The 20,153-nt window shown below is 75.2% G+C and carries 1 protein-coding gene; it reads right to left on the minus strand.

Going from position 1 to position 20,153, the window contains the following annotated elements; genetic code table 11:
• Window positions 1-66 precede the first annotated feature (66 nt).
• Entirely contained in the window at window positions 67-20,145 is a 20,079-nt protein-coding gene (locus V2J85_RS07710) for a non-ribosomal peptide synthase/polyketide synthase (RefSeq protein WP_330821021.1), read from the minus strand.
• Window positions 20,146-20,153 lie beyond the last annotated feature (8 nt).

The following is a 20,153-nucleotide window of genomic DNA, read 5'->3' on the forward strand; positions in this document are numbered from 1 at the left end:
CGGATTGAGGTGGGTGGAGGTGGGTGGAGGTGGGTTGAAGGGTTCTGGTGGGCCGGTGGTTGTGGTTCAGAGGCTATTGCGGGCGTGCCGGGCTATCTGGTGGAGGGCCTCGGTGAAGTCCTCGGCGACGGCGCGGACGGTGGTCTCCTCGTGGGTGTCGGGGCGGTAGTGCCAGGTGAAGGTGAGGCGGCCGTTCTGGACGGCGCCGACCGCCTCCAGGAGGTGGGAGCCGGGGTCGCGGGGGTCGTGGTCCTGGCCGAAGCTGCCGTGCTCGGCGCGGATCAGGCCGCCGCCGGTGTCGGTTCCCGTGCGGCGGGAGTCCCATTGGCCGAGGTAGTTGAAGACGAGCCGGCCGTGGCCGGTGCGCTCCAGGCGCCGGCGGATGTCCGGGCTGCCGTACGTGCGCAGGGCGCCGAAGCCGAGGCCGTTGCCGGGAACGGTGCGGAGTTGGCGTCGGACGGACTTGACCAGGGCGCGCCAGTCCCGGGTGGGGCCGAGGTCGGCGCGATCGGGGATGTGCAGGCCGACCGGGTGGACGGTGGTGAACCAGCCGACGGTGCGGGAGAGGTCGACGCCGTCCAGGACGTCCTCGCGGCCGTGTCCTTCGAGGTCCACGGAGACCCGGTCCCGATCGGTCCAGCGGGCCAGGGCGAGGGCGAGGGCGGCGAGCAGGACGTCGTTGATGCGGGTGCGGTAGGCGGTGGGGGCGGCCCGGAGGAGTGCGGTGGTGTCGGGCTCGTCCAGGGTGCGGGTCAGGGTCCTGGTTTCGGCGGTGGTGGCGGGCTCCGGGGTGTGGTCCACGGGAAGCGGGGCGGAGTTCAATGCCTCTTCCCAGTAAGGGAGTTCGTGGTCCAGGGCGCCCGCGGCGACGTGTGCGGCGAGGCCGCGGGCCCAGTCGCGGAAGGAGGTGGTGCGGGCGCCGAGCGTGACCGGGTGGCCCTGGGCGGCCTGGTGGTAGGCGGTGTCCAGGTCGTCGAGGAGGATCCGCCAGGACACCGCGTCGATGACGAGGTGGTGGGCCACCAGGAGCAGGTAGCCGGGGTGGTCCCGGCCACCGGTGAGGAGTGCGGCGCGGAGCAGCGGGCCCCGGCCGATGTCGAGGCCGGTGTGCAGGGTGTCGGCGGTGGTGCGGAGGGCGGTGTCGGTCTGGTCGGGGGTGAGGCCGGTCAGGTCGTGGCGGACGAGGAGGCGGTCCGGGGTGGCGGGCGGGGGCGGGTTGTGCTGGTGCCAGCGGCCGTCCTGTTCGGTGAAGCGCAGGCGGAGGGCGTCGTGGTGGGTGAGGAGGGCGGTGAGCGCCGCCTCCAGTGCGGTGGGGTCGGGTTCGCCGTCGAGTTCGAGCAGTGCGGACTGGTTGAAGTGGTGGTGGTTGGCGCGGGGGGTGGTCAGGAACCAGTGCTGGATGGGGGTGAGGGGCAGGTCGCCGGTGACCGGGCCGTCGTCGGCCCGGTCGGGTCCGGTGGTGACCACGGTGGCCAGTTCGGCGACCGTCTGGTGGGTGAACAGGTCCTTGGTCGCGAGGTGCAGTCCGGTGCGGCGCAGCCGTGAGACGACCTGCATGCTGAGGATCGAGTCGCCGCCGAGGGCGAAGAAGTTGTCATCGGCGCCCACGGTGTCGAGGCCGAGGACCTCGGCCCAGATCTGCGCGATACGGCGTTCGGTGTCCGTGCGCGGGGCGATGTGGTGGGCGGTGGGGACGGTGGACGGGGCGGGAGCGGGCAGCGCCCGGCGGTCGGTCTTGCCGTTGGGGGTGAGGGGCAGCTCCGCCAGCGGGACGAACACCGACGGCACCATGTGGGACGGGAGGGTGTGGGCGAGGTCCGCGCGCAGTTCCTGGACGTCCAGGGCGTCGGGTGGTCCGTCGGCGGGGACGACGTAGGCGACCAGCCGGCCGGGGGCAGGTGGTTCGGCGCCGGACGGGCCGATGCTGCGGACCACGACCGCGGCGTCCCGGACCTGCGGGGCGCGCCGCAGTGCGCTCTCGATCTCGCCGGGTTCGATGCGGTAGCCGCGGACCTTGACCTGGTCGTCGGCGCGTCCGGCGTAGCGGAGTTGGCCATCGGCGCCCCACCGCACCAGGTCTCCGGTGCGGTACATCCGGCTGCCGGGCGGACCGAAGGGGTCGGCCGGGAAGCGGGCGGCGGTCAGTCCGGGGCGGGCCAGGTAGCCGCGGGCGAGGCCGGCGCCGGCCACGTACAACTCGCCGGTGACGCCGACCGGTACGGGGCGCAGGGCGGCGTCGAGGACGTAGGCGCGGGTGCCGTCGACGGTGTGGCCGATGGGCGGGGCGCCCGCGCTGGGAGTGAGCGGTCCGGTCCAGGTGGCCACCACGGTGGCCTCGGTGGGGCCGTAGGAGTTGATCATGCGACGGCCCGGGGCCCAGTGGTCGACGAGGTCGGCCGGGCAGGCCTCGGCGCCGACGATGAGGGTGCGCAGGTCCGGCAGGGTGCCGGCCGTTTCGGGCGGGACGGTGGCGAGGGCGGCGGGCGGGATCAGGGTGTGGGTGATCCGCCGGTCGGCGAGCACCTGGGCGAGCCGGTCGCCGACCAGCGGTCCCTCCTCCCCCGCGATCAGGGTGGCGCCGGCGAGCAGGGAGATGCACAGCTCCAGGACGGCGGCGTCGAAGCTGGGCGAGGCGAACTGGAGGATCCGGTCGCCGGGTTGTACGTCGTAGCGGTCGGCGGCGGCCGCGGCGAAGCCGGCGAGTCCGCTGTGCGTCACGACCACGGCCTTGGGGGTGCCGGTGGAGCCGGAGGTGTAGATGACGTAGGCGGGGTGGTCGGTGGTGAGGGGGGCCGGGCGGTCCGCGTCGGTGGGGGCGGTCGCGGGGCCGTCGGGGCACCACACGTCCGCCGGGTCGTCGAGGACCAGGGCCGCCGCGGAGTCGCGGACCATGAACTCCCGGCGCTCGGCCGGGTAGGCGGGGTCGACGGGCAGGAACGCGCCGCCGGCCTTGGCCACCGCCAGTTGCGCCACGACCATGTCGGCGCCGCGCGGCAGCGCCAGGGCGACCAGGCGTTCCGGGCCGACGCCGCGGGAGATCAGCCGGTGGGCCAGGCGGTTGGCGGCGGTGTCCAGCTCGGCGTAGGTCAGCACGCGGTCGCCCTCGGCGAGGGCCGGAGCGTCGGGCCGCCGGGTGACCTGCCGTGCGAACAGCTCGGGCAGGGTGGCCGGCGGGACCCGGTGCGCGTCGCCCTGCCGGTCGGTGAGCAGGCGCCGCAGTTCCTCGGCGGGAGCCAGCGGGAGCGCGCCGAGGGGGCGGTCGGGGTCGTCGGCGAGGGCGGTGAGCAGGGTGGTGAGCTGGTCGGCCATCCGGCGTGCGGTGTCCGCGTCGAACAGGTCGGAATGGTAGGTGAGCAGCCCGTGCAGGGCGCCGGAGTCCGCCTCGGCGAACTCCAGGGTGACGTCGAAGGCGGCCTCGTCCCGCTCGGGCTCGATGTCGCTGACCCGGAGGCCGGGCAGGTCCATCGGCGCGCCGGGGGCGTTCTGCAGCACCACCATGGCCTGGAAGAGCGGGGTGCGGCTGGTGTCGCGGTCCGGCTGGACCTCGTCCACGACCCGCTCGAACGGCACGTCCTGGTGCGCGAAGGCGTCCAGCACGGTGTCACGGACGTCGGCGAGGAAGTCCGGGAAGGACCGCTCCGGTTCGACGGTGGAGCGCAGCACCAGGGTGTTGACGAAGAAGCCGATCAGGCGCTGGGTTTCCGGGCGTTCGCGGCCCGAGGTGACCGTGCCGACGGCGATGTCCCGCTGTCCGGAGAGCCGGGCGAGGAGCGTCTGGACCGCGGCGACCAGGGTCATGAACAGGGTGGTCTGCCGGGTCCGGCCGAACTCGGCTAGCCGGCGGGCGGTTTCCGGCGGCAGGACGAACCCGGTCGTGGCGCCGTGCCGGGTGCGGACCGGCGGCCGGGGCCGGTCGGTGGGCAGCTGGAGCGGTTCGATGCCGGTCAGCCGCTCCTTCCACCAGCGCAGCTGGTCCTCGGCGGCCGGGCCGGTGAGCGCGGTGCGCTGCCACTGGGCGACATCGGCGTACTGGACGGGCAGCGCCGGCAGCGTGGCGGGGGTGCCGGTCAGCGCGGCGCGGTAGAGGTGGGCCAGGTCGCCGGTGAGGATGCCGGTCGACCAGCCGTCGGTGACGATGTGGTGCAGGGTCAGGGTCAGGACGTGGTGGTCGTCCGCGAGCCGGATCAGCCCGGCCCGCAGCAGGGGTCCGCGGCGCAGGTCGAAGGGGCGGGTGCGCTCTTCGGCGAGCAGCTGCGTCAGCCGCGCCGGGCGGTCGCCGGGCGGCAGCTCCGTCAGGTCGTGCAGCGGCAGCGGGACGTCCTGCGGCGGGTGGACGATCTGGACGCCCTGGCCGTCGACGGAGTCGAAGGTGGTGCGCAGCGATTCGTGCCGGGTGGCCAGGGCGGTCAGGGCGGCGGCGAGCGCGGTGGTGTCCAGTCGGCCGCGCAGCCGCAGCGCGAGCGGGGTGAGGTACTCGGTGCTCTCCGGCGCGAACGAGTCCAGGAACCACAGGCGTTGCTGGGCGAAGGACTGCGGCAGCGGGGTGTCGCGGCCGACCGGGACCAGCGCCGCGCCCGGCCGGCCGGCGGGCTGCCCGGGCGCGGTGAGCAGCGCGGCGAGGGCGGCCGGGGTCGGGTGGCTGAACACCGCCCGCGGGGTCAGCTCGGTGCCGAACGCCTCCGCGAGCCGCGAGGTGAGCCGGATGCTGAGGATGGAGTCGCCGCCGAGGGCGAAGAAGTCGTCCGTGACGCCGACTTCGGGTACGCCGAGTACGTCGGACCAGATGGCGGCGATGCGGCGTTCGGCGTCGGTGCGCGGTGCGACGGCTTCCGGCCGGCCGGTGGGGGCGTCGGGGGCCGGCAGGGCGGCCCGGTCGACCTTGCCGTTGGTGCTGAGCGGCAGTGCGTCCAGCGGGACGACGGCGGTGGGCACGAGGTAGTCGGGCAGGGTGCGGCGGGCGTGGGCGTGCAGCGCGTCGGGGTCGAGTCCGTCGTGTCCGACGACGTAGGCGATGAGCTGTTTCGCGCCGGACCGTCCTTCGCGGGCCACCACGGCCACGTCCGCGACGGCGGGGTGGGCGGCCAGGGCGCCCTCGACCTCGCCGGGTTCGACGCGGAAGCCGCGGATCTTGACCTGATCGTCGGCGCGGCCGAGGAACTCGACGGTGCCGTCGGGGTGCCGTCGGGCGAGGTCGCCGGTGCGGTACATCCGGGTGCCGGGCGGGCCGGAGGGGTCGGCGAGGAAGCGTTCCGCACTCGCTCCGGGCCGGCCGAGGTAGCCGCGGGCGACGCCCTCGCCGGCCAGGTAGAGCTCGCCGACGGTGCCGGGCGGTACGGGCCGGAGCCGGGCGTCGAGGACGTGCACCCGCATGTCGTCGAGGGGGCGTCCGATGGGTACCGGGTCGGGTACCGCGGCCGCGTCGGTCATGGCGTGGGTGGTGGCGAAGGTGGTGGTCTCGGTCGGGCCGTAGCCGTCCACGACGGTCAGCCCGGGGCAGGCGTCGAGGACCCGGCGCACGGCCGCGGCCGGGACCACGTCGCCGCCGGTCCACACCTGGCGCAGTCCCGCGAAGCAGTCCGGCGCGTCCTGTGCCAGCAGCCGGAACAGCCCGGCCGTCAGCCACAGCGCGGTCACCTCTCCCCCGTCGGCCAGCCGCCGCAGCAAGGCCGCGTTCACGGCGCCCGGCGGGGCGACCACGATGCGGCCGCCGTTCAGCAGCGGCGCCCAGACCTCGAAGGTGGCGGCGTCGAACGCCACGGGAGAGTGCAGCAGGACGCGTTGGCAGTCGGGGCCCCGGAAGCGGCTGTCGGTGGCGAGCGCGGCCACGTCGCGGTGGCGCACGCCGACGGCCTTGGGCTCACCGGTCGATCCGGAGGTGAACATCACGTACGCGAGGCAGTCGGGGTCGGTGGCCGCTGCCGGCGGTGGGCCGGCCGGGCCGTCGGCGCGGGCGTCGGTCACGTCCCGGTCGGTCAGCTGGACCGTGACCCCCGCCTGCCGGAGCAGGGTGCGGCGGCGCTCCTCGGGGGCGCGGACGTCCACCGGGACGTAGGCGCCGCCGGCCTTGAGGACCGCGAGCTGGGCCACGACGAGGGCCACCGAACGGTCCATGAGCAGCGCCACCCGCCCCTCGGCGGGCAGCCCCGCGGCGCGCAGTCGATGAGCCAACTTGTCGGCCCATTCGTCGAGTTGACGGAACGTCAACTCCTGCTCGTCGTCGCTGACGGCGAGGGCGTCCGGGGTGCGGCGCACCTGCTCGGCGAAGAGGGTCACCGGTGAACCGGGCGACGTCTGGCGTGCCGGGGTGTTCCAGCGGTGCACCAGGGCGCGGTCGGCGTCGGTGAGCGGGTCGAGGTCGTCCACGGTCCGGGCGGCGCCGTCGGCGACGGCGGTGAGCAGGGCCCGCAGCCGGTCCGCGGTGCGCTCCACGGTGGCGCGGTCGAACAGCGCGGGGTCGTAGGCGAGGCCGAAGCCGAGGCGATCGGCGAGGTAGGCGCGCAGGCACAGCGGGAAGGTGGGGGCGTCGTCGGCGCGCACGTCGGTGATGCGGATGCCGGCGTCGGCCGCGGCCGTCTCGTCGAAGGGGTAGTTCTCGAAGACCACCATGCTGTCGAACAGCGGCTCCCCCGCGGGGAGTTCGCTGAGTGCCTGGATGCGGGCGAGCGAGACGAAGTCGTAGCGGCGGGAGTCGCTCTGCTGCTCCTGGAGGTCGCGCAGCCAGTCCGGCACGGTCCGGGCGCCGTCGATCCTGGCCCGGGTCGGGACGGTGTTGATGAACATGCCGACCATGGATGCCACGCCGGCCAGCTCGGCCGGGCGGCCGGAGACGGTGGTGCCGAACACCACGTCCCGGCGGCCGCCGGAGCGGGCCAGCAGCAGCGCCCAGGCGCCCTGGACGACGGTGTTGACGGTGAGACCGTGGCGTCCGGCCATGGTGCGCAGCCGGTCGGAGACCTCGGGGGTGAGTTCGACGGCGACGCTGTCGGTCGCCCGGGCGCGGTGCGCCTCGGCGGGCCGCCGGTCGTACGGGAGCGGCGTGCGGGCGGTGCATCCGCCCAGCGCGTCGGCCCAGTGCCGCTCGGCCTGCTCCTCGTCCTGGTCGGCCAGCCACTGGAGGAAGTCCCGGAACGGGCGGCGGGCCGGCGGGCGGAGCGTGGTGCCGCGGGCCGCGGCGGCGTACTGCGCGCACACGTCGGTGAAGATCTGGCCGGTGCTCCAGCCGTCGAGCATCAGGTGGTGCGAGGACCACACCAGGACGATCTCGTCGTCGGGGAGCGCGGCCACCGCGATCCGGCTGAGCGGGGCGCGGGTGAGGTCCACGCCAGTGGCGCGTTCCTCGGCGAGCAGCTTCTCCTGTGCCCGGTCGCGTTCGCCGGGCGTCAGGGTCCGCCAGTCGTGGTGGGTGACGGGCAGGTCGGCGTGCCGGTGGACGACCTGGACGGGGTGCGGCAGGCCGTGCCAGTGGACGCTGCTGCGCAGGGCCGGGGTGTGGTCGGCGACCCGCTGCCAGGCCGCGGCGAAGGCGTGCGGGTCGGCGATGCCGGCGATCCGGACCGCCATCTGGTCGAAGTAGGCGCCGGCGTCGTCGACCAGCTGGTGGAAGAGCATGCCGGCCTGGAGCGGGGTCAGCGGGTGGATGTCCACCACGTCGCGGCCGTCGCCGGCGAGCAGGTCCACCTGGTGCTGGTCGAGTCCGGCGAGCGGGAAGTCGGAAGGGGTGCGGCCGCCGGTGTCCGGGCGGGCGCAGTGCGCGACGATCTCGTCCAGCGCCGCGAGGGTGTCCTCGGCGAGGCGGCGCACGGTGGCCTCGTCGTAGACGGCGGGCGGGTAGGTCCAGCCGAGTTCGAGCCGGCCGTCCTGGACCACGCCGGTCACGTCGAGCAGATAGCTGCGTTCCTCGTCGGGGTCGGTGTCCTGTCCGGCGGGCGGCAGGGCGGCGCGGTAGAGCCCGTCGTCCGCCGGCCGGTCCGTGGCGGCGACGTCCCACTGGCCGTGGTAGTTGAAGCCGATGCGCGGCCGCGGCGCGTCGGGCAGCGGGGCCTGGGGGGCGAGGTGGCGCAGCGCGCCGTAGCTCAGTCCGCGCAGCGGGACGGCCCGTAGCTGCTCCTTGACGGAGCGGACGGTGTCGCGCCAGTCGGCGTCCGGGTCGACGGTCAGGGCGAGCGGGAATTCCGCGGTGAACCAGCCGACCGTGCGGGACAGGTCCAGGTCGTCGAAGAGGTCCTCGCGGCCGTGCCCCTCGATGCCGAGGAGGACGGTGTCCCGGCCGCTCCAGCGGCTCAGGGTGCGGCCCAGGGCACTGAGCAGGACGTCGTTGACCTGGGTGCGGTAGACGTCCGGTACCTGACGCAGCAGGGCGTCGGTCGCGTCCCGGCCCAGGCGGACGGTCACGGTGGCGGCGGCGCCCCGCGGGTGGGCGCCGGGCCGGTCGACGGGGAGGTCGGCGGGCGTGCCGCAGACCCGGGTCCAGTACGGCAGGTCGCCGTCGAAGGCGCCGGAGCGGGTGTGCCGTTGCAGACGGTCGGCCCACTGCGGGTAGCCGGTGCTCGCCGGGGGCAGGGCGGCCGGGCGGCCGGCGGAGGCGTTGCGGTGGGCGGCCTCCAGGTCGGCGAGCAGGATGCGCCAGGACACCCCGTCGACGACCAAGTGGTGTGCGGTGAGGACGAGTTGGGGCGGACGGCCGGGGCCACGGTCGAAGAGGAGGGCGCGCAGGACGCGGCCCTCAGTGGGATCCAGGGAGGTCTGGGCGTCGGCGGCCGCGCGCTGGACGGCGTCCTCCTGCGCGCGGTCGTCGAGGCCGGTCAGGTCGTGGTGGGCGAACGCGTCCCCGGGTGCGGCGGGCAGCACCTCCTGGTGCCAGGTGCCGTCGGTCCGGCGGAACCGGGTGCGCAGCGCCGGGTGGTGGGAGATCAGGGTGTCGACGGCGCGGCGCAGTGCCTCCGGGTCGGTTCCGGGGGCGAGTTCCAGCCGCTGGGTCATGGTGAAGTGCAGCCGGTCGCCGGGCCGGCGGCCGTCGAGGTACCAGCGCTGAATGGGCGTGAGCGGCGCCGGCCCGGCCGGGGCGGTGGCGTCGGCGGCCGGCGGGGCGGCCACCTGGTCGGTGCGCAGGGCGAGTTCGGCGACGGTCTGGTGGCGGAAGACGTCCTTGGAGGTGAGGGCGAGTCCGGCCTGACGGGCCCGGGAGACGATCTGGATGCTGAGGATCGAGTCGCCGCCGAGGGCGAAGAAGTTGTCCTCGACGCCGATCCGGGGCGTGCCGAGGACCTCGGCCCAGATGCCGGCGAGCAGGGTCTCGGTGCCGGTGCGCGGGGCCACGTACGGGGTGTCGGTGTCCGGCTGGAGCGGGGGTGCGGGCAGGGCGCGCCGGTCGGTCTTGCCGCTGCTGGTCCGCGGCACCCGCGCGAGCGGGACGAACGCCGCGGGGACCATGTAGTCGGGCAGCGTACGGCGCAGGTGGACGCGGAGTGCGTCCGCGGCGGGTTGCCGGCCGCCGCGCGGCACGACGTAGGCCACCAGCATCGTGCGGCCGGCCTGGGTGCGGGCCGCGACGACCGCGTCGCCCACCTCGGGGTGGTCGAGGAGGGCCGCCTCGACCTCGCCGGGCTCGATGCGGAAGCCACGTATCTTGACCTGGTCGTCGGTGCGGCCGAGGAATTCCAGGAGTCCGCCGGGGTGCCGGCGGGCACGGTCGCCGGTGCGGTACATCCGGGTGCCGGGCGGGCCGAACGGGTCGGCGACGAACCGCCCGGCGGTCAGGCCCGGCCGGCCCCGGTAGCCGCGGGCGACCTGCGCACCGGCCAAGTACAGCTCACCGGGCACGCCGACGGGTACGGGCCGCAGGGAGCCGTCGAGCACGTAGGCGCGCAGGTTGCGGCCGGGCCGTCCGATGACCGGGTGCGTCGCGTGGTCGGTGAAGCGTCCGTAGACGGCGTCGACGGTGCACTCGGTGGGGCCGTAGATGTTGTACGCGGTGACGCCGGGCAGCGCGCGGAGCTGCTGCCAGGCGGCGGTGCCGACGGCCTCGCCGCCGACCAGGACGATCCGGGGGCGGTGGCCGCCGGTGGTGAACAGCCCGGCGGCCAGCAGCTCGTGCAGGAAGGACGGCGTCACATTGAGGAAGTCCAGGCGGTGGGCGGCGATCCGGGCGACGAACGCGGCCGGGTCCAGCCGCACGTCCTCGTCGATCAGGTGCACCTGCTGTCCGAGGGCCAGCAGCAGCGGGCCCTCCCAGGAGGTGTCGAAGGAGAAGGCGGCGCTCAGCGCGGCGCGCAGCGGGGTGCCGTCCGTGGTATGCGGGGCGACCAGCCCGTCCCGGTGGTCGTGGCAGAGGTTGACGAGCTGGCGGTGTTCGACGGCGACGCCCTTGGGGCGGCCGGTGGAGCCGGAGGTGTAGGTGAGGTAAGCGGTGTGGGCGGGGTGCAGCGGGGCGATGCGGTCGGCGTCCGTGGGGTTGTGGGTGGGCTGCCGGTCCAGCGGGGCGTCGCGCAGCGCCTCGGGGGTGAGCACGGTCTGCGGTGCGGCGTCCGCGAGCAGATACGCCACCCGGTCAGCGGGCAGCTCCGGGTCGACGGACAGCTGGGTGCCGCCGGCCTTGAGGACGGCCAGCAGCGCCACGAACATCTCGGAGGTGCGCGGGAGTTGGACGGCGACCACCCGCTCGGGGCCGACCCCGAGCGCGATGAGGTGGTGGGCCAGCCGGTTGGCGCGGGTGTTGAGCTCCGCGAAGTCGAGGGTGGCGTCCCGTGCCACCAGTGCGGTGGCGTGCGGGGTACGGGCCGCCTGGGCCTCGAACAGCTCGGGGAACGTGGTGTCCGGGACGTGCAGTGCGGCGCCCTGCCACTCCTCCAGGACCTGGTGGCGCTCCGCGTCGGACAGCAGCGGCAGTTCGCCCACCGGGCGCCCGGGGTCGTCGGCGACCGCTTCCAGCAGCAGGCGCAGCCGGCCGGTCAGCCGCTCGACGGTGTCCCGGTCGAACAGGTCGGTGTGGTACTCGACGAAGCAGGTGAGACCGCCGCCGTCCTGCTCGACGAAGTCGAGGCCGAGGTCGAAGGTGGCGCTCCGGCCCGGCGGCTGGACCGTCTCGACGTCCAGGCCGGGCAGCTGCGGGGCCCGGCCGCCCAGGTTGTGCAGGGCGACCATGACCTGGAACAGCGGGGTGCGGCTGGTGTCGCGTTCCGGCTGGAGCGCGTCGACGACCCGCTCGAACGGCACGTCCTGGTGGGCGAAGGCGTCCAGCACGGTGCCGCGCACCCGCGACAGCAGCGCGTCGAACGGCTCATCGGTGCGCACCCGGCCGCGCAGCACGAGGGTGTTCACGAACATGCCGACCAGATGCTCCAGTTCGGGGCGATCGCGGCCGGCGGTCACGGTGCCGACGGCGATGTCCTCCTGGCCGGCCCAGCGGGCGAGGAGCACCTGGCAGGCCGCGAGCAGGGTCATGTAGAGGGTGGCGTCGGTGCGCCGGCCGGTCTCCCGCAGCCGGTCGGTCAGCGCGGCGGGCAGCGCGAACTCCAGCAGTGCGCCGTTCTTGGTGCGCACCGCGGGCCGGGGCCGGTCGGTGGGCAGCTCCAGCGGGGCGACGTCCGCCAACTGCTCCTTCCAGTAGTCGAGTTGCCGCTCGGCGTCGGCGGACCGGGCGCGTTGCCAGGCGGCGTAGTCGGCGTACTGGACGGGCAGCGGGGGCAGGTCGGGCCGGCGGTCCTCCAGGGCCGCGGCGTACAGCTCGCCCAGGTCCCGGCCGAGGACGGCGGTGGACCAGCCGTCGGTGACGATGTGGTGCAGGGCCAGGGTCAGTACGTGCTCGTCCGGGGCGAGGCGGATCAGCCGGGTGCGCAGCAGTGGCCCGTGCCCCAGGTCGAAGGGGGTGGCGGCCTCGTCGGCGAGCAGCTCGTCGAGGGCGCCCGGCCGCGCGTCGGCCGGGACGGCGGACAGGTCGTGCGTCGGGAGGTCCACCGGGTGGGGCGGGTGGACCTGCTGGCGGGCACGGCCGTCCTGCTCGGCGAAGGTGGTGCGCAGCGGTTCGTGCCGGGCCACCAGGGCGTCCAGGGCGGTGTGCAGTGCGGCCTCGTCGAGCCGGCCGCGCAGGCGGAGCACGAAGAAGGTCAGGTATTCGGTGCTGCCGGGTTCGAAGTGGTCGAGGAACCAGAGGCGTTGCTGGGCGAACGACAGCGGGAGTGCGCGGTCGCGGTCGGCCGGCGGGATCGGGTCGGCCGGTGGCCGGCGGTCCGCGGCCGGGTCGGGCAGTGCGGCGGCCAGGGCGGCCACCGTCGGCCGGGTGAACAGCAGCCGCGGCGAGACGTCCACGCCGAAGGCGGCGCGCAGCCGGGAGGTGACGCGGATGGCGAGGATCGAGTCGCCGCCCAGCGCGAAGAAGCTGTCCTCGACGCCGATCTCCTCGGTGTCCAGGACCTCGGCCCAGGCACCGGCGACCAGGCGTTCCGCGGCGGTGCGCGGGGCCGTGCGCCGCCCGCCTGTGGCGTAGCCGTCCGGACCGGGGGCGGGCAGCGCCCGGTGGTCGAGCTTGCCGTTGACGGTCAGCGGCAGCGCGTCCAGCGGCACGTAGGCGGCGGGGACCATATGGGCGGGCAGGGTCCGTTCCAGGTGAGCGCGGAGTGCGGCGGCGGACGGCGGGGCGTCCGGGCCGGTGCCGACGACATGGGCGACCAGCCGCCGCACGCCGGGGGTGTCCTCGCGCACGGAGACCACCGAGGCGCCGATCGCGGGGTGGGCGTTCAGCGCGGCCTCGATCTCGCCGGGTTCGATGCGGAAGCCGCGGATCTTGACCTGCTGGTCGGCCCGGCCCAGGTACTCCAGCGTGCCGTCGCGCCGCCACCGGACGCGGTCGCCGGTGCGGTACATCCGGCTGCCGGGCGGCCCGAAGGGGTGGGCGACGAACCGTGCGGCGGTCAGGCCGGGCCGGTTCAGATAGCCGCGGGCCAGCCCCTCGCCGGCCACGTACAGTTCGCCGACGGCACCGGGCGGCACCGGGGCGAGACCGGCGTCGAGCACATGGAGCCGCAGGTCGGGCAGGCCGGAGCCGATGGCGCTGCCGGTGGCGCCGGCCACCGTGGCGCGGTCGAGCGGTGCGTGGGTGACGTGCACGGTGGTCTCGGTGATGCCGTACATGTTGACCAGGGCCGGGGCGGTGTCCGGGTGCCGCTCGTACCAGTCGGTGAGCCGGCCGAGGTCGAGGGCTTCGCCGCCGAAGATGACGTAGCGGAGCGTCAACTCCCCGCCCAAGTCCGGGTGTTCGGCGTCGGCGCGCATCAGCGGGTAGAACGCGGAGGGCGTCTGGTTGAGCACCGTGACCCGCTCGTCCGCCAGCAGACGGAGGAAGTCCGCCGGCGAACGGGCGATGTCGTGCGGGACGACGACCAGGCGGCCGCCGTGCAGCAGGGCTCCCCAGATCTCCCAGACGGAGAAGTCGAAGGCGTAGGAGTGGAAGAGGGTCCACACGTCGTGCGCGTCGAAGCCGAACCGGTCGCGGGTGCCGGAGAACAGCCGCACCACGTTGGCGTGCGGGACGACCACGCCCTTGGGCCGGCCGGTGGAGCCCGAGGTGTAGATGACGTAGGCGGGGCTCTCCGGCAGCGGGCGGTGCTCCGGCGCGAGGGCGGCGGCCGGGCGCCGGGCCAGATCGGCGCGGACCTCGGGGTCGTCGAGGAGGAGGCGCGGCACGGCGGTGTCGCCCAGGCGTCCGGCGGCCGCTGTGGTGGTGACGAGCAGGGCGGGGGCGGCGTCGGTGAGCAGGTGGGTGATGCGGTCCCCGGGAAGTTCCGGGTCGACGGGTACGTAGGCGGCGCCGGTCTTGAGCACCGCCACGATCGCCACGAGCATGTCCGTCGAGCGGGGCAGGGCGAGCGCCACGAACCGCTCGGGGCCGGCTCCGGACGCGGCCAGCCGGTGCGCCAACCACCCTGCCCGCGCGTCGAGTTCGGCGTAGGTCAGGGTGTCGCCGGCGCAGGTCACGGCGGTGGCGTCGGGGGTGCGTGCGGCCTGGTCCTCGAACAGGTCGACCAGCGTCCGCTCGGGCCGGCCGTGCGCGGAGCCGTTCCAGTCCACCAGCATCCGCCGGCGTTCCTCGGCGGTCGTCCAGGCCAGGTCGCGCAGCGGCCGTTCGGGGCCGGCGGCGATCTCGTCGAGCAGCAGGCACAGCCGGTCGGCGAGGGAGCGGACGGTGGCCTCGTCGAACAGGCCCGGGTCGTAGGCGAGGTCGAAGCCGAGGCGGTCGCCGTGGTGGGCGCGGAGCACCAGCGGGAAGTTGGTGGCGTCCAGGGAGGTGACGTCGAGGATGCGCACGCCGGCGCCGGAGGTCCGGGCCTCGTCGAAGGGGTAGTTCTCGAAGGCGACCATGCTGTCGAAGAGCGCGGTGCCCGCGGGCACGTCGCTGAGCGAGGTCAGCTGGGCCAGTGAGACGGTCTCGAAGCGGCGGGACTCGGACTGGGCGTCCTGGAGGTCCCGCAGCCAGTCGGCGGCCGTGCGGTGTCCTTCGACGCGTGCCCGGGTCGGCAGGGTGTTGATGAACATGCCCACCATGGCTTCGGCGCCGGGCAGTTCGTCGGGGCGGCCGGAGACGGTGCTGCCGAACACCACGTCCGGATCCCCGCTGTAGCGCGCCAGCAGCAGGGCCCAGACGCCTTGCACCACGGTGTTGAGGGTCAGGCCGGCGCGCCGGGCGGTGTCCTCCAGCGCGCGGGACCGCTCGGGGGTCAGGCCGGCGGCCACGACCTCGGCGGAGCGGGCCCGGTGGGCCTCGCGCGGCGGGCGGTCGCAGGGCAGCGGGGTGGGGGTGGCGAAGCCGGCGAGGACGGTGCGCCAGTGCTGCTCGGCGGCGCGGCCGTCGCGGGTGGCGAGCCAGCGGACGTAGTCGGCGAAGGGGCGGCGGACCGGCGGCGTCGCGTCCCGGCCGGTGGCCAGGGCGGCGTACTCCTCGCACACCTCGGTCAGCACCTGCGCCAGGCTCCAGCCGTCCAGGATCAGATGGTGCGAGGTCCACAGCAGCCGCAGCTGCCCGCCGGGCAGCCGGATCAGGGTGAGCCGCATCAGCGGTGCGGTGCCGAGATCGAGGCCCTGCGCCAGGTCGTCGGCCCGCAGGCGGGCCAGCCGGTCCGCGCGGGTGGCGTCGTCGAGGTCGCGCCAGTCCAGGTGGACGACCGGCACGGTGGCGCGGCGGTGCACGATCTGCAGCGGGGCGGGCACGCCGTCCCAGACGACGGAGGTGCGCAGGACGGGGTTCCGGTCGGCCACCCGCTGCCAGGCCCGGGCGAAGGTCTCCGGTTCGGTCACCCCGTCGAGCAGCAGGGCGGCCTGGTCGAGATAGACGTCGCCACTCCCGCCGTCCCCACCGTTCCCGCCGTCCTGACCGACGAGGCGGTGGAAGAGCATGCCTTCCTGAAGGGGCGTCAGGGGGTAGAGGTCTTCGATGCCGTGACCGTCGCCGACGAGGCGGTCGAGGCCGGCCTGGTCCAGTTGGGCGAGGGGGAAGTCGGAGGGGGTGCGGCCGCCGGCGTCGGGCCGGGCGCAGTGGGCGACGATCCCGGTCAGTGCCCGGACCGTGCCGTCGGCCAGGTCGCGGACCGTGCGCTCGTGGTGCACCTGGTCGCTGTAGTGCCAGGTCAGTTCCAGCACGCCGTCGGCCACCACGGCGGAGACGTCCAGCAGGTGGTCCAGCCGGGCGTCGGCGGCCAGGTCGCGGCCGGGGGCCGGGCCGGCGGGCGCGAAGTCGGCGTCCTGCGGGGTCTCCCACTGGCCGTGGTAGGTGAAGCAGACCTCGGGCAGCGGCTGGGCCTGCAGGGCGCGGGCGGCCGGGTCGGGCGAGCCGAGGCGGGCCAGCGCCTCGTAGCCGAGGCCGCGGCGCGGGACGGCCCGCAGCTGTTCCTTGACCGCCTTGAGCGTGCCGCCCCAGTCCGGCTCGTCCGCCGGGCCGGCCGGGGTGAGGGTGACCGGGTACTGGGTGGTGAACCAGCCGACGGTCCGGGACAGGTCGGGGGCGTCGGCGGCGGCCGCGTCACCGGCGCCCGCGTCACCCTCGGTGCCGCCGAGGTCCTCCCGGCCGTGGCCCTCCAGTGCCACCGTCACCCGGTCGGTGCCCGTCCAGTCGGCGAGGACCCGGCCCAGTGCGCTCAGCAGCACGTCGTTGACCTGGGTGCGGTACACGCCGGGGACCCGGCGGAGCAGGGCCTCGGTGGTGTCGCGGTCGAGGCGGGCGCGTACGGTGCGGACCGAGCCGGCGACCGGGGTGCCGTCGCGGTCGGCCGGCAGCGGGGTGCGCGGTACGGCGCTCTGCGCGCTCCAGTGCGCGAGGTCGTCGTCGAGACCGCCGTCCTGGACATGGCGGACCAGGGAGGCCGCCCAGGTGGTGAACGGCGTGCCGGTGGGCGCCAGTTGGACCGGCCGGCCGGCGGCGGCCTGGCGGTAGGCGGTTTCCAGATCGGCGAGGAGGATGCGCCAGGAGACGCTGTCGACGGCGAGGTGATGGGCCGTCAGGAAAAGCTGGGGGCGGTCGCCGGGGTCGGGCAGGAACAGGACGGCGCGCAGCAGGGTGCCGGCGGCCGGGTCCAGGGCGGCGCGGGCGGCGTCGGCCGCCTCGGTGCGGGCGGCGTCCCGGGCGGTACCGCTGGTTCCGGAGAGGTCGTGGCGGGTCAGCAGGCCCGGGGCCACGGGGGCTCCGGGGTGCTGGCGCCAGGTGTCGCCGGTGCGCAGGAAGCGGGTGCGCAGCGCGGGGTGGTGTGCGGCGACGGCGTGCAGGGCCTGTTCCAGGGCGGGCTGGTCGAGGTCGTGCGGCAGGTCGAGCAGCATCGACATGGTGAAGTGCCGCTGCGGCCCGTGGGTGGCGAAGAACCATTCCTGGATGGGGGTGAGCGGGGCCGGGCCGGTGTCCTGCTGCGGCCGGGGCGCGGTCGCCGGGGCGGTGCGCGGGGTGACCGCGGCGGCGAGGTCGGCGACGGTCTGGTGCCGGAAGACGTCCCGGGAGGTCAGCAGCCAGCCGGCGGCGCGGGCCCGGGAGACCGCCTGGATGCTGAGGATCGAGTCGCCGCCCAGCTCGAAGAAGTTGTCCGTCACGCCCACCCGGGCGAGGCCGAGGACCTCGGACCAGATCGCGGCCAGCTCGCGCTCGGCCGGGGTGCGCGGTGCGACGAACTCCCGCTCGCGCGGGGCCGCGTCGAGGTCGGGGGCGGGCAGGGCGCGCCGGTCCAGTTTGCCGCTGCTGTTGAGCGGCAGGGCGTCGAGGACGACGAAGGCTGCGGGCACCATGTGGCCGGGCAGGGTGCGGGCGAGGGCGTCGCGGAGGCCGGACGGGGTGGGCCGTCCGGTGGCGGAGGGCGCCACATAGGCGGCCAGCCGGGAGTGGCCCTGGTCGTTTTCGACGGCGAGGACGGCCGCCACGGCGACGTCCGGCAGGGCCAGCAGGGCCGCCTCGATCTCGCCGGGTTCGATGCGGTGGCCGCGGATCTTGACCTGGTCGTCGGCGCGGCCCAGGTAGTCGAGCCGTCCGTCGGCCGTCCAACGGGCGAGGTCGCCGGTGCGGTACATCCGGCTGCCGGGCGGCCCGTACGGGTCGGCGGTGAAGCGGGCGGCGGTCAGGCCGGGGCGGTGCAGATAGCCGCGGGCGATCTGGGCGCCGGCGAGGTAGAGCTCGCCTCCGACACCGGGCGGCACCGGCTGCAGCCGGTCGTCGAGGACGTAGGCGCGCACGTTGGCGAGCGGCCGGCCCACCAGGGGCCGGCCGGTGCCGGTGATGCGGCAGGCCAGTGCGTCGACGGTGCACTCGGTCGGGCCGTAGAAGTTGTACGCGGCGGTGTCGGGCAGCGCGGACAGCTCCCGCCACAACGCGGGGCCGACGGCCTCGCCGCCGAGCATCAGCACCCGGGGCCGGTGGCGGGGGTCGCTGAGCAATCCGGCGGGCAGCAGTTGCCGCAGGTAGGAGGGGGTGAGGTCGAGGAAGTCGAGCCGATGGGTGACGACGTACTCGACCAGCGCGGCCGGGTCGAGCCGGGTGGTCTCGTCGACGAGGTGCAGCTGATGGCCACCGGCCATCAGCAGGACGCCCTCCAGCGAGGTGTCGAAGGAGAACGACGCGGTCAGGGCGACCCGCAGGGGCCCGCCGCCGGCGTCGGCGACGAAGCCGTGCTCGTGTGCGGCCAGCAGGTTCATCAGGGAGCGGTGCTCGACGGCGACGCCCTTGGGACGGCCGGTCGAGCCGGAGGTGTAGATGACGTAGGCGGGGTGGCCGGGGTGCAGCGGGGCGCGGCGGTCGGCGTCGGTGGGGTTCGTCGCGGGCGTGTCGCCGGGTACGGCGCGCAGCGCGGCCTCGTCGAGCACCAGCATCGGCCGGGCGTCGGCGAGCAGGAACTCCACGCGTTCCGCGGGCAGTTCGGGGTCGAGGGGCAGGTAGCCGGCACCGGATTTGAGGACGGCGAGGAGGGCCACGACCAGGTCGGCGGTGCGCGGCAGCCGCAGCGCGACGAGCCGTTCGGGGCCGGCGCCGCGATGGATGAGGTGGTGGGCCAGCCGGTTGGCGCGGGCGTTGAGTTCGGCGTAGTCCAGGGTGGTGTCACCGGCGACCAGTGCCGTGTGGTGCGGGGTGCGGGCGGCCCGGGCCTCGAAGACGCCGGGGTAGGTGGCGGGGGCGACCGGCACGGCGGTGTCGTTCCACTCGGTGGTCAGCCGCCGCCGGTCGTCCTCGGCGAGCAGCGGCAGCTCGCCCAGCGGCCGGTCGGGTTCGGCGGCCACCCCGTCGAGCAGGAGGACGAGTTGCTCGGCCATCCGCGCCGCGGTCGGGGCGTCGAAGAGGTCGGTGCGGTACTCCAGCAGCCCGGTGAGGCCGTCCCCGTCGGGCACGAATTCCACGCTGAGGTCGAAGGTGGCCGAGCGGCGGGGCACGGGCACGTTCTCGGCGGTCAGCCCGCGCAGGCCGGGGGCGGCGGGCGGGGCGGGGTGGAGCAGGACCATGACGTCGAAGAGCGGGTTGCGGCCCGCTTCCCGGGTCGTGCCGACCGCCTCCACCAGCCGTTCGAAGGGGGTGTCGTCGTGCGCGAAGGCGTCGAGGACGGTGGCGGCCGCGGTGTCCAGCAGGTCGCGGTAGGGGCGGGCGGTGTCGACCGGGCAGCGCAGCACGACCGTGTTGACGAAGAAGCCGACCGCACGCTCCAGTTCGGTGCGGCCGCGCCCGGGGGTCAGGGATCCGAGGGTGATGTCGTCCTGCCCGGACCAGCGGGCGAACAGGGCCTGGCAGCCGGCGATCAGCGCGGCGAAGAGGGTGGTGTGCTGGTCGGCCGCCACCTGCCGCAGGCGGGCCGTGGTCGGTGGCGGGACGTGGAAGGTGTGCACCGCGCCGCCGGCCGGTTCCGCCCCGTCGCGGGGACGGTCGAGCGGCAGCTCCAGCGGTACCGCGCCGTCCAGTTGCTTGGTCCAGTAGGACAGCTGCTCCTGGAGGAGGGCGCCGGACAGCCGGTCGCGCTGCCACCCGGCGAAGTCGGGGTACTGCGTGGCCACCGGCGCCAGGGCGGGCGTCTCCCCCGCGGCGAAGGCGTCGTGCAGGGTGCGGAGTTCGTCCAGCAGCACGCCCATCGACCAGCCGTCGGTGACGATGTGGTGCGCGGTGAGCAGCAGGACGTGCTGGTCGGGCGCGGTGCGGATCAGCAGGGCGCGCAGGAGTGGCCCGGTGCGCAGGTCGAACGGGCGGGAGTACTCGGCGAGCAGCAGCGCGTCGAGCGCCGCCTCCGGGCTCTCCTCGCACGCGCGCTCCGGCTCCCCCGCGAGGTCCCGGAGCGGCAGGGGCACCGGGGCGGGCGGCTGCACGGTCTGCACGGGCCGGCCGTCGTGGTCGTCGAACGTGGTGCGCAGTGCCTCGTGGCGCTCGACCACGGCGTCCAGCGCCCGGGACAGCGCGGTGCGGTCCAGGTCGCCGGTGAGCCGCAGCGCGACCGCGCTGTTGTAGCGGGCGTCGCCGGGCCGCAGCTGGTCGAGGAACCACAGCCGCTGCTGGGCGAAGGACAGCGGCAGCGGCCGGGACCGGTCGGCGCGGGGGATGCCCGGCCGGGCGCCTGCTGCCGGGCCGCCGGCCTTTCCGGCGAGGCGACGGCGCAGGGCTTCCTGGAGGTCCTGCGGCAGGGCCGCGGCGCGGCCTTCCTTCGAAGACGTCATGTCGTCGG

It is taken from the genome of Streptomyces bugieae (assembly GCF_036352915.1).
Lineage (GTDB): Bacteria > Actinomycetota > Actinomycetes > Streptomycetales > Streptomycetaceae > Streptomyces > Streptomyces endophytica.

Coding starts and splice junctions, on each gene's coding strand:
- V2J85_RS07710 (WP_330821021.1), bottom strand. CDS start 20,145: ATGACGTCTTCGAAGGAAGGCCGCGCCGCGGCCCTGCCGCAGGACCTC.